Here is a 12,201-nt window from a genome sequence, read left to right on the forward strand (position 1 = left end):
GTCAGGTCGCTCGTGCTCACACCAACCAGGGTTACGCTGTCGTCTGAATCCAGTTGGATAACAACATCAGAGCCAACGTCCGCAGATGCGGCCAATACAGCATTAAAATCAGCAAATCCGAAGGCATGAATGTTCAGCAAATCGCCACTTGAGATGTCGAAATCAACAATCAAGTCATCGCCTGACCCGTCCGCAAATACGAATTCATCCGCATCAGCACCGCCGATCAAGATATCATTCCCGGCCAGTCCAATGAGCGTATCCTGTCCAATTGATCCGTTCAGAAAGTCCTCAGCGACCGTACCAGTTACCATATCATTGCCCACCAATGCAGCATCTGTACCTTTCTGTACTAAGTCACCGGCGTATCTCATCGTGTCGATATCAGAGTTCCAGATCACATCACCAAGGATGCCACCGCCTGAAAAATCCGAGAAATCAACAAGCATTGTTGTATAGAGGTCACCGTCGGCTGGGCTCCCAACTAGATTTACAATTCCCGAATAGGTCGCTGTGACATTCCCGCTCATTTCTGCGGATTCGCCTAGAAATTCAAATGTGTAGCCAAAACTGGAACCTGGCGTGGACCCTCCGAGAGGATCATCATCAAAAGTGATAGTTGTATCGAATACTGAACTGGCAGGCTGCAGATCCATTTCAAGCGATGCCAAATTTTTGGTCACAGTTAATTCATGCTGGCTCCAGCCATAGAACATATTGATGTCCGTACCAGTAGCACCACCGTTGGTGTACGGGTCCAGAGCGTGCCATGTCAGATGTTCGACAGAACCGTCAGCATAGGTTGCAGTGATCAGAGCCCCGTCTAAATCTACGCCACGTGATGAGGTATCGTCCCGAATGCCGTAGATGGTTTCATTTGGATCAGTAGCGAGCCTAACTACATCAATGGCAGAGCCGACAGGATCTACTGGATCTACGGGATCACTACCGTCTGCATTTTGCCAGACAGCACCTGTCTGCGAGACAACAAGCTCAAGATCATTACGGGTGACTTCAATGCCGTTGTCATCTGTGCCGATGACCGACATTTCGTAGATATTATCGCGGTTAAAATCCCAGACGTCATTATAGGACGGCGTGTACCAGCTCTGATAGCTGACTTGACCAGTTTCAGCGTCCACTTGGAACAACACTGTATCATCGCCAACCAGAGAGTAGACAAGTGAACCAGCAGGGTCGACTGGATCAACCGGATCACCACCATCTGCATTTTGCCAGACAGCTCCTGTTTGTGAGACAACAAGCTCAAGATCATTACGGGTGACTTCAATGCCGTTGTCATCTGTGCCGATGACCGACATTTCGTAGATATTATCGCGGTTAAAATCCCAGACGTCATTATAGGACGGCGTGTACCAGCTCTGATAGCTGACTTGACCAGTTTCAGCGTCCACTTGGAACAACACTGTATCATCGCCAACCAGAGAGTAGACAAGTGAACCAGCAGGGTCGACTGGATCAACCGGATCACCACCATCTGCATTTTGCCAGACAGCTCCTGTTTGTGAGACAACAAGCTCAAGATCATTACGGGTGACTTCAATGCCGTTGTCATCTGTGCCGATGACCGACATTTCGTAGATATTATCGCGGTTAAAATCCCAGACGTCATTATAGGACGGCGTGTACCAGCTCTGATAGCTGACTTGACCAGTTTCAGCGTCCACTTGGAACAACACTGTATCATCGCCAACCAGTGAGTAGGTAAGTGAACCAGCAGGGTCGACTGGATCAACCGGATCACCACCATCTGCATTTTGCCAGACAGCTCCTGTTTGTGAGACAACAAGCTCAAGATCATTACGGGTGACTTCAATGCCGTTGTCATCTGTGCCGATGACCGACATTTCGTAGATATTATCGCGGTTAAAATCCCAGACGTCATTATAGGACGGCGTGTACCAGCTCTGATAGCTGACTTGACCAGTTTCAGCGTCCACTTGGAACAACACTGTATCATCGCCAACCAGAGAGTAGACAAGTGAACCAGCAGGGTCGACAGGATCAACTGGGTCTATCGGGATCAACCGGGTCAACGGGATCGCTGCCGTCTGCATTTTGCCAGACAGCGCCTGCTTGCGAGACAACAAGCTCAAGATCAGTACGGGTGACTTCAACACCGTTGTTATCTAAGCCGATGACCGACATTTCATAGACATTATCGCGGTTGAAATCCCAGACGTCAGTATAAGATGGCGTGTACCAGCTTTGATAACTGACCTCACCAGTTGTGGTGTCAAATTGGAATAACTCTGTATCTTCGCCGACTAGAGAGTAGACAAGTGAATCCAACATGTTGATTCTAGGCATGTTTATCCTCGCGAATTAATGGTTAAAAATCTTGTGCGCCCATTTCGGGCTTAGAGCTAGAGAAATAATCTGGAAATTCCAAGGTCATTCAATTTATTGCTTATTTACAGAAGTTTAATAGATTATGGTGGGCTTCTTCACTGTTAGGGAAACGGCGATAGTCACGGCCCATTGCTCTGATTGTCTCCTCAAAGTCGGATTACCACTTTGAGAGCAATGCTCGAGATGACATTGAAAAGAGCAAGTTGTCGGGCATTTGAGGCAGACGGGATCAGAGACATGCAATTGGGTGCTGGGGAATGGTGCGTCGGCAGGTGGAACTTCACCTCGAATAAGCATTACTCAATACAAACCGTAACTAAAGAAAAATTGATTCTTTAGGTTGTATTCGAGTTCTTTGAGGAAATTTTGACATTCAAATTTAAAGCAATCCAAATCTTCAGCGCCTTCCTCCGTCGCGCCTCAGCCTCGCGGCGGTAACGCGTCAATTGCTTTTGCTTATTACGCTGGGCCACTGGACGTTTTGGGCTGGTCCGCAGAAAAATCCGAAGTGCGCCTCTCATGAAGTCATCGCTATAATTCTCGATCATCAACTGCAGCGTTTCTGGATCATCTAGGTCAAGCTCTCCATTCTCTGGAGGCATCCACTGCCCTTGCGCCAACGCACGGTTGGCAATGTCGGCAATATGGGCTTGCTCGACCCGGGTTGCCCGATCTCGCCAGGCTTCTGCCTCAGCCAGGTTCAGTGCCGCTTGACGCTTGGGGTCAATGACGAGCGGGTCCGGCTCTATGTCAGGGTCATCAAGGATGATCCGGTACCACGATGTCACATTGAGCAGATATCGAGATCTTTGAAAAATGGTGCATTGGGCAAGGTTTGTTGCCATTTCCAGCAAACGTGTCCCATATTTGCCAATTCCTGGAAAGCCAAGCGCCGGGCCGGGCCCCTTCAACTGTGCGTCGGCGCCTCTATGCTATCCGCAAGGCACATCGGCTTTTGAAATTACCAGACCCAACTTTTGATGAAGACATCAACATCACCTTTCGCCGAATCCGGCGGGCAAAATTCGGGCGGCCAAAACAGGCAAAGGGATTGACTCGAAAGTACCTCGACGCATTCCTTGAGGTTCAGCCAGATAATCCGTGGGGGCTGCGCAACCGCGCAATGTTGTCTTTGGGGTATGAGCTTCTGACCCGCAGATCTGAGCTGGTTGCCCTGACCAGCAGAGATCTGAGCCTCAGAGAGGACGGCACCTTAAGTGTGCTGATCCGAAGGAGCAAAGCCGATCCATCTGGGCAAGGCCGCGTTGCATTCACCTCGATCAAAACCGCTATAGCAATTCAGAACTGGTTGGATTGGCGCGGTCCACACATCACCTATCTGTTTTGCCCCATTTACAATGGCAAGGCTGTGGAGCGAAGTTTGAGTGCAGATACAGTCAAACGTCTTATCAAAACCTCCGCAAAAAAGGCAGGTCTGAATGCCAAGGAAATTGAAAATTTTAGCGGCCATTCACTCCGTGTGGGCGCGGCGCAAGATTTGCTTTGTGCGGGATATGACGCTGCAGCAATCATGCGTGCAGGGGGATGGAAGTCGATAAATATCCTGTCGCGCTATCTTGAGATGGCAGAACACAACGTTTGGGCCTGAAGGGGAGCTTATTCTGCAGCAAACTTGGTTCTAGGTGTTCGAACCTATACAGGTAGTTTTTGCGCGTGACCTCAAATTTCTAGAGGTAAATCGTGATAAATTCTCGGCGCTATCCTACTCCACTCGGTGCTCTATCCGTCTTGAAGCGGAACGACCTGCTACCGACGCACTGACTTTAGAACTGGGGACCTAAACTACGACGCAGCCGCCAGCTTGAGCCATTTTTCTAGATCGGCGTACACTTTCTTAGCCTCATAGTTTTTCTCAAAATATGCGCGACCATTGCGGCCAAATTTAGCTCTATTTTCAGCGGACATATCCATCATAGATTCAATCTTAAGTGCCAATTCGCGTGCCGCCTGTGCTGGCGAAGTAATGCCAGCTTGGGCTTCATCAATGATGCGGCTACCTTCGCCATTCAATGACGCGATTATGGGTCGACCACATGCCATGTAGCATTGAACTTTGTAAGGCACTGTAAGTCTGAATATCGGGTTGTCTTTCAATCCAACTAGCATTGCATCGGCATGGGAAAAAAAATCGGGCATAGCTTCTTCGGGATGGCGACCCAAAAAATAAAATGCGTCCGCGAGGCCCCGATTTTCGAGCATCTGTTGTACACGGCCCATATCGCGTCCGGATCCAATGATCACCCAATTTAAATGTTCGCGATGGCGCAACAAATGGGCGGCTTCTATATAGGTGTCAAAATCCTGACTTTCTCCAATGTTGCCTGCAAAGACCAAATTGAACCCTGTCTTGGGCATCAGTTTTCCAGCGAACGAATCAGGATCGCGGGGCAGGGGACGATAGCTGTCAGGGGCGGTATTGGGGAAGACGCGGACTTTTTCCGCGGGCACCCCAAAGCGTTCGATCATGGCGGGGAAGGCGGCGCTTTGCACTAAAACCAGATCTGCGCGGCGATAGATCCAACCACAGAGCCAAGTCAGCGGTTTAACGATCAGCGGGTTCTTTATCTTGAGCGTATACAGCGCACTTTCAGGCCAAATGTCTTGCACCCAATAGACCGCAGGGGTGCCATAGCGCCACTTCAGGATAATGCTGACCAATGCCTGTGACACCGGGGACGGCATAGACACCAGTGATACATCAGGGCGCGCTTTCGTTTTGCGTAGGGCGGTCCATCCCCCTGTGATCGGGAAAGTTATATAGTTCAACAAAAGGCTGAGGGCACCGGTACCACGGGCCTTTGTCCAGCTGCGCGAAATGTGCAAGCCATTCCAGTATTGTTCACGGTTTTTGGTATTGGAATAGCCTGGAAAGAAAGCTCCAGCGGGGTAGTTGGGTACACCGGTAATGACATGGACATCGTGGTGTGCGGCGTCATGCAGGTGCCGAGTGATATCTGTGTTTGAAAATTGTTCTGGAAAGAAGTACTGGCTGATGAAGGTAATTTTCATGTTCGGAAGCTGCCCCATAAGCTGGTTTGCTCCTCCATAGAGGGAATTTTAGTAATGGCCAAGATTGCAATCACAGGCGCCTTTGGCTTTATCGGCCGTGCCTTAACGGACGCGTTGGCACAGACCCATGATGTCGTTGCGCTGTCTCGCTCTGAACAAACTCGTGTAACTGCCACCTGCGTTCTAGTCGACTATGCCGATCTGGCGCAAATGGCGGCGGCCTTGTCTGATGTCGATATTGTTTTGCATTTGGCAGATGATGCCAACCGCAACAAAGGCAATGCGCAACTCCGACCTGACACAGCGCAGGTTTTGGCGGACGCTATGACACAAGCCGGTGTGTGCAAATTGGTCTATGCTAGCAGTATATATGCCCGAAAGTATCTCGATGGGGCTGTCTCTGATTATGGGGCCCATAAGGCAGCGTCCGAACAGGTGTTTTGGGATGCAACAGAACTTCAGATGATTGCGTTGCGCCTGCCGCCCGTATACGGGCCGGGAGGGGGTGGTGGCTTTGCCCGACTTGCAGGTTTGGTTGACAAAGCGGCCCCTCTGCCTGTCGGGTTCGCAACGGCACCGCGATGCTATATATCGCGCCGGAATGTGGTTGATTTGATGTCTCACCTCGTCACGCTTTCAGATGAGGACTGGGCCACTGCGGCAGGGCAAGCGTTTGAACCCAGTGACCCCCAACCCATCTCGACACGAGATTTGGCAAAGGCGCTTGCGACCGCCATGCGTAAAAAAGCCCGCATTCTGCCTGCGCCTGTTTCTATGCTTCGGCTGTTAGGCAGTGTGACCGGCAAGGCCAGCTTGATCGAAAGCATTGTGGACCCATTAATCGTGCGGCCCCACCCCAGTGTATCTGACATCTTAGGTTGGCAGCCAATGGAACAAATACCAGAAAGCTTGGTGTTTTTAGAAGACGCCTAGGCGCCTTTGACCGCATCCCCACGACCCCCGCCAGTACCGGTTTGTAAAATCAGTTTCAGATCCTCGCAAAAAGTTTGATTTGCAATATAGGCGGCATCGGCAGTGGCCAATTCCACTGGGGTCGACATATCTATGCCAGTCAATTGTGCGGGGCCGGTGATGCCGGGGCGCACGTCATAAACACCCCGTCTGGCGCGTTCCGCAATCAATTCGGATTGGTTGGGCAAATTGGGCCGGGGACCAACAAAGCTCATGTCGCCCATCAGAACATTCCAAATCTGCGGCAATTCATCAATCTTGGTTTTGCGCAAAAATGCCCCGATGCGCGTGATCTGTGCCGCAGACACTTCATGGCTCCCCTTATGGGCGGTCCCTGCGGCCATGGTGCGCAGTTTGACCAGGGTGAAGGGCCGTTGGTTTTTGCCCACACGGGTCTGAAGGAACAGCGGGTTGCCTGGGCTTTCCAGCCGAATCGCGATCAGGGCTGGGATACAGAGGAGAAGTGCAGGGATGAGGAAGATAGACAAAACCCGATCAGAAAAGTACTTTATCATGTTGCTATACCTTGATGACGTAACAGTTATGTCATGCAGTGTTTCTATGTCACGTTACTTAATGTGTACTAGGGATTTCGCTATCAGGAAAGCGAAAATCGCAGAATAAAACGCTACAAAGAATGTAGAAAAATCACCTCTTACGAAGAGTGGAAAGCAGCCAATAAATACGAGGCTAAGAGCATTAGAAATTGATGTGTTTCGAACTTCTGTTTGATCAAGAGCCTTACTTGATTGTTTCATGACCCATCCCGTTACAATAGCAAAACTACACACCCCAATTAGGCCATAGTCGAGATAAAAGTCTGCTATAGGGGCAATAGCAACATTATTGAAAACATAATTTGCGTGTTCTGCAATCGCTGGCCCAGTCCCTTCATTCTTTGACGCCCAGACAGATCTAGGTACAAGTATCAAAACTGCGGAAATAACTCTGTTAGCCGGTTCGTAGCCTGCATATTTACTTTCAAATAGATCATTGAACAAAGCCATTGCTGAAAATTCGAGAGTAAAGAAACTGTTCGCAAGTCTCTCGATGGATATATCAAAGGTCCCATTTCTGAGTGCTGAGGTGATTGGTAATAGTGTTAGAATACTGAAGACGAGAAAGAAGGAGTTTCGCCAGAGTGTTTTGAAATATCCCATTTGGATATATCCAAGAAAGATAATGAAGGGGCCCAGTAGAGAAATAAAGCGTTGCGTATTGTATGGGTTTCCCAGCAGCAAACCAATAGCGAGCGCCGAGATTAGTGCTACTGTTGAGGGACGCATTCCATTCGGTGCTTTGTAGAAGATGTGCATGTACAGTAGCCAATATGGAACTATTTTTATTACATTCTTTACAAATGTGGCACCACTGCCCATACGGTCAATTCCGCCCAGTCTATATCGATCTCTGCCTGTGAAAATTTCTTGCGGTCCAAATAGAAGGAAGAATATAATAAGCGTAGCCAACGACCCTAAAACTACCGATTTTGAAGACACTTTAGGTGTCTGACGTATTTGTGGAAAACGAATAGATTTTTTCAATACAAAGGTCACATTCAGATAATAGAATGAAAAATTAGACAAGATTATGAATAAGCTTATCAATAAAAATGTTGCGCCGTGAATATCGTAGATAATATGGCCTGAAAAAGTGGTTATGAATGTGAAATTCAGTAATGTTTGTATATAAAAAGGAAAAATGAACAGAACTAACATAACCGAGTTGAAAAACACGAGAGCTGAACTCGCGGTCTTCATTGCGACTATGATCGATAGTCCGCTGATTGTCATGAGAAGATTTATTCTTATTGATGCTGTACTTTGAACCAATATGGATGGCGCAAAAACAATCAGAGCAACCAAAAAAACCGATACGGCAAAGTTTAGATTTTTTGAGCGTCTTATGATCACTGATCTACTCAATCTCGGTTAGAACGCTATTGAGCTGATCCACGACATTTTTTAGACTATACTGCCCAGCAGTGTCCCGTGCTCGGTTTGCCATTTCTTCACGCAGTTGTTTATCTTCGATTAGCGTTGTTAGGTTTTTGCGCAATCTTACTTCATCACTTGTTGGTATAACATAGCCAGCCCGGGTGTCCCGTACTAACTCATATGATGATATTACCCCTTCAGTTGTTATTACGGGCAGTCCAGCAGCCATTGCCTCCAATACTACCATGCCCCAACCATCATGCTCACTTGGCAGTACAAATATGTCGCTTAAATTGTACACGTCTACCTGTTCTTTAGGGTTTAAATATCCATGGAAAATCACTTGGGCTTCGATCTCTGCAGGGATTTTTTTTCTTAGTGCGTCTCTTAAAGGACCATCTCCAATAAGATGCAAAGTTAGAGATTGGTTGTTTTCTGCCAACGCCCTAAATGCGTCTATCAGTATATCAACGCGCTTCAAAGGTAAAAGACGTGCAGTACACACGATGCCGATGCCATCTTTATCAGTTTTGGGATGCACTTGCGTATATACTGATAAGTCGCGTGCGTAGGGAATGGAAATCATCCTACTGCGTGGTACGCCCCAATCATGGAAGCTTTCTAACCCAGCCTTACCTACGGGTAGTATTTTATGGGCGCGCATAACGCACTGAATGACAATCTTTTTTGCTGCATTCTTGAACCAGCTATCGGCGTTCGATTTTTTTAATCGCTCGGCCCAAAAAAACCACGGTATGGCTGAGAAAAACGCCAGCCCGACCAAGGCGATCAGTCTATATGCATCAGTATATCCCTGTAGGATCACAAAGTCGCTATTTTGCCTTTTCAGAGATAAAAATACCGATCGGATGTTTGCAGAATAACTTGCCCCCGCTGCCAAAAAAGTTGTTTTGTACCCTTTCGTACTGATGGAGTCTTTCCATTTAGGGTTTTCGCGCTGAATATAAATTACATGCACATCTAAGTCTGATCTCGCATTCAGTGTCCGGTATATTTCCGTTGTGTTTGGACTGGGAGCATTTGCTATGAAGGTGATAGTTTTCATAGTTCTTTCGCCTTAGTAGCTTCTGTTATTCCTTTGAGATGGAGTAAAATATCTTCTTCTGTTTCGCACGAGAAGACTTCTTTAATATCCTGCAGTTCTGAAACCGGTCGCTCCCACCAGGCCAAGTTTTGAAGCAAGGTTATAGTTTCTTGTGAAAACCGGCTTCCAACTTTGCGTGCTGGAACACCTGCAACAATACTAAATGCTTCAACACTTCGTGTTACGACGCTTCCTGCTCCGATGATTGCACCGTTTCCAACAACAACACCTGGTAGAATTATTGTGCTATCACCAATCCAGATGTCTGATTCCAGCCTTACACCTGCAATTTTTGTGTGTTGTCTTTGTAGCCTCAGTCGAGATGTGATTGCTAGTTGGTTTGCAACCGTCCGTGGATGATTAGAGCTGATTATTCGTATATTATCTCCAAGGGCATTATAGTTTCCCAACGTAATTGGGGCATGTCCCTTAAGAATTGCAGGACCATTTATACGGTTATGATAACCAATACTCAGCGGGGCATTTAATCTTGTGCCGCGTGGTACGACGCTCGAATTCAACCGAATGGATGAAAATTTCAGCATGTGCGAAATAAGTTTACGCTTATAACGACCAATGTGAACACTTTGTAATTTTTCCATGGAATGCCTTATTTTCGTTTAAGTGCCTTTGTGACTTCGTACAAAGAAGCGGCTCCCAAAAATAAACTTGCAGTTGCGGTTGCACTTGCGGCACCTATGATACCGAATTTGGGAATAAGGACGATATTCAAAACGATGTTGGCAGTTGCGGATACTGCAGTTAGTTTTGCATTTAGACTTTGCTGGCCTATCATATTTAGAACGACATTAGCGGGCCCTACCGCAGCAAAACCCGCTGTTCCGATGAAAAGAACTAACATAGGAAAATAGCTTTCCGAAAACTGTTCGCCAAATACAATGGGGATCAATAGGTTTCCAGCTAGGGCCAGTACGACCATCGGAATCAAAGCCAAAACCAGTGATACGCAGGCGCCGATAACCACTAGTCGTTTCAGCTGTACAAAACTACCCTCTTTCCAAAGCCTAGCGTATCGCGGTGAAAAAGAAGTTCCAACGATCTGCAGCCCTATAACAGACAACAAAGAAAGCTGTTGGGCGATACGATATATTCCCACTTCTTCGTCAGTCCGGAAGATACCGATCAGTATGATATCCGCATAGTTATTGATCTGTAATATGCCAGCAATAAGCGCGAATGACAGAAGTGTTTGAAACCAATTTGGATCGTAAAAATTGGTTTTTTCCTGACGTATTGAAGTAGGGGTTTTGTTCCACAAAATCCATACTGCAACAACGAGCGCAAATAGTGAAGATACCGCATACAAACCGACAGCAATCACGCCTGTGAGGGTGTAAAAGCTGGTAGCGAGCAACAATAAAATTATGAGTATTGCTTGCCTAAGAACAAGGTCGGGAAACAAGCCGTAAGCGACGTGGTGTAGCCCTCTCAAAGCCCCGCTAACCAGCGCATGGGCTGCTGACAAAGGTACAATCATGGTTGCTATCACCATAATGAAAATTCGCTCTGCTGCGACATTCCCAAAAGACCAGAGTGCAAAGTATATGATACCCATTGCTGTTATAGACAAAATAAATGTGGTCTTTACTGACCAAGTCCATAAACTGTGAACTTCTTTCCATTTTTGTTCAGATGCATACCAAGCGGTTTCTCGGATCAGTAAACGCGGCATACCAAACAAAGAAAGCACCCCAGCGATAGAGACCACTGAAATAGCGAACGTATAAATTCCCACTCCCCTTGGCCCCAGTGCGTTTGCCAACAGAACGGAGACACCAAAACCAAAACCAACATTAGCTAGTTTTATAACGCCAACACCCGAAAGAAGACGCATTATGGCAGCGCCTGCTAAATCATCTTTCATGTGTCTGCTTTCTTTTATTCAGTGTGTTAGACTTTATACCAGTTTTTGAGATCTAGATCGGTCAATATTTCAAGCTCTTCAAGCTCTTTACGAAAATACAAAGAAATTTTCTGTTGAAGACTATCCGGTAAGGTCAGTCGTTTAGATGTTGCTAGTGTATTGGCGCGCGTCAAAGCGACACGCAATTTATAGCGCACCGTATTCGACAAAACCTGTTTTAGCGCCGTTTTCATAACTGAATTTTTAGCCATCAGTTTAGCCAATATGCGTGATCTTGTATGCGATTGTGTGTTCGCTAAGCCGCTTTGGGCCAATAAAGGTGCCACTGAGATTCCTAGAAATGAAGCAATTTTTTGACGGCCGTCCAATGTATTTATATCTTCTGTCCGTAGGAATAGAATTTGATCTCTGTTAAATGATGCTTTCCAGGTCTTAGCTGCAGCTAAGTACCGGGATTCTTTTACGTAGACGCATTCGGAGTTTAGTTCGTTGCCATTAGCTTTGAACACGGCAGACTGAAATTCACCTCTTTCTTCTTCTTGACGGCAAGCATGCAGATAGTGCGAAAACATTCGCTCTACCGGGTGCCGAAGCAAGACTATAAAACGTATTGCGCTTTGTTCGGGAACTGTTTGTTTGATCCGAGAGATAACTTTATCAGAATTTTGGAAATACGCAGGGGTAGCTTCGCCAACAACTTTTTCATTTCGGGCAGATTTGAAGTGTAAGTTCAAGTATCCTTGATAACCCTGATCATAAAAAAAATCATCATTCGAATAGAATCGAAGTTCTTTGAGGTGCGGCATAAAAACATCTGGATGCTTCGACAGCCAAGCGTGCAACGTTGTAGTGCCGCACTTGGGTGCACCAACGATGAAGAAATTAGGATGTCTCATTTT

At 46.9% G+C, this 12,201-nt stretch carries 11 protein-coding genes and 1 pseudogene; 2 read left to right on the forward strand and 10 right to left on the reverse strand.

Annotated features, from left to right (window positions below; translation table 11 throughout):
• The 3 genes and pseudogenes from Z947_RS21385 to Z947_RS0102030 form a co-directional block, all read right to left on the reverse strand.
• Positions 1–2,057, reverse strand: a pseudogene (locus tag Z947_RS21385) (hypothetical protein); the annotation flags it as partial.
• Complete coding sequence (locus Z947_RS0102025) at positions 2,026–2,316, reverse strand: hypothetical protein (protein WP_025042642.1); 291 nt, start codon at positions 2,314–2,316, stop codon at positions 2,026–2,028. The gene Z947_RS0102025 and the pseudogene Z947_RS21385, both read right to left, overlap by 32 nt.
• Positions 2,317–2,708: 392 nt before the next feature.
• Positions 2,709–3,227: a hypothetical protein gene (locus Z947_RS0102030; protein WP_156026607.1), complete on the reverse strand. Its 519-nt coding sequence runs from the start codon at positions 3,225–3,227 to the stop codon at positions 2,709–2,711.
• Between the two features lie 101 nt (positions 3,228–3,328).
• On the opposite strand from Z947_RS0102030, the gene Z947_RS0102035 reads away from it, so the two are divergent.
• A complete protein-coding gene (locus Z947_RS0102035; protein WP_025042644.1) occupies positions 3,329–3,982 on the forward strand; it encodes a tyrosine-type recombinase/integrase in 654 nt (217 codons plus the stop codon).
• A gap of 194 nt (positions 3,983–4,176) precedes the next feature.
• Here the strand turns inward: Z947_RS0102035 and Z947_RS0102040 are convergent, their stop codons facing one another.
• Positions 4,177–5,403 (reverse strand): glycosyltransferase family 4 protein, encoded by a 1,227-nt coding sequence (locus Z947_RS0102040; RefSeq protein WP_025042645.1) that lies wholly within the window; start codon positions 5,401–5,403, stop codon positions 4,177–4,179.
• Between Z947_RS0102040 and Z947_RS0102045 the strand changes: the two genes are divergently transcribed.
• Positions 5,362–6,336: an NAD-dependent epimerase/dehydratase family protein gene (locus tag Z947_RS0102045; RefSeq protein WP_156026608.1), complete on the forward strand. Its 975-nt coding sequence runs from the start codon at positions 5,362–5,364 to the stop codon at positions 6,334–6,336. The genes Z947_RS0102040 and Z947_RS0102045 overlap by 42 nt on opposite strands.
• Here the strand turns inward: Z947_RS0102045 and Z947_RS0102050 are convergent.
• From Z947_RS0102050 to Z947_RS0102070, 6 genes are read right to left on the reverse strand one after another with little or no spacing between them, the layout of a single operon-like run.
• Positions 6,333–6,890, reverse strand: coding sequence for a sugar transferase (locus tag Z947_RS0102050; RefSeq protein ID WP_025042647.1), 558 nt, complete (start codon positions 6,888–6,890; stop codon positions 6,333–6,335). The two genes, Z947_RS0102045 and Z947_RS0102050, sit on opposite strands and share 4 nt — an antisense overlap.
• Before the next feature lie 54 nt (positions 6,891–6,944).
• Positions 6,945–8,288: a hypothetical protein gene (locus Z947_RS0102055; protein WP_156026609.1), complete on the reverse strand. Its 1,344-nt coding sequence runs from the start codon at positions 8,286–8,288 to the stop codon at positions 6,945–6,947.
• A 4-nt stretch (positions 8,289–8,292) separates the two neighbouring features.
• Positions 8,293–9,378 carry a glycosyltransferase family 4 protein gene (locus tag Z947_RS0102060; protein WP_025042649.1) on the reverse strand — a complete coding sequence of 362 codons (1,086 nt, stop codon included), beginning with the start codon at positions 9,376–9,378 and terminating at the stop codon, positions 8,293–8,295.
• A complete protein-coding gene (locus tag Z947_RS21765; RefSeq protein WP_081781098.1) occupies positions 9,375–10,019 on the reverse strand; it encodes an LbetaH domain-containing protein in 645 nt (214 codons plus the stop codon). The genes Z947_RS0102060 and Z947_RS21765 overlap by 4 nt, the downstream gene beginning before the upstream one ends.
• 8 nt (positions 10,020–10,027) lie before the next feature.
• Positions 10,028–11,302 (reverse strand): flippase, encoded by a 1,275-nt coding sequence (locus Z947_RS0102065; protein ID WP_025042650.1) that lies wholly within the window; start codon positions 11,300–11,302, stop codon positions 10,028–10,030.
• Between the two features lie 26 nt (positions 11,303–11,328).
• A complete protein-coding gene (locus Z947_RS0102070; RefSeq protein WP_081781099.1) occupies positions 11,329–12,198 on the reverse strand; it encodes a sulfotransferase family protein in 870 nt (289 codons plus the stop codon).
• Between the last annotated feature and the right edge of the window lie 3 nt (positions 12,199–12,201).

Source organism: Sulfitobacter geojensis (assembly GCF_000622325.1).
GTDB classification, from domain to species: Bacteria; Pseudomonadota; Alphaproteobacteria; order Rhodobacterales; family Rhodobacteraceae; genus Sulfitobacter; species Sulfitobacter geojensis.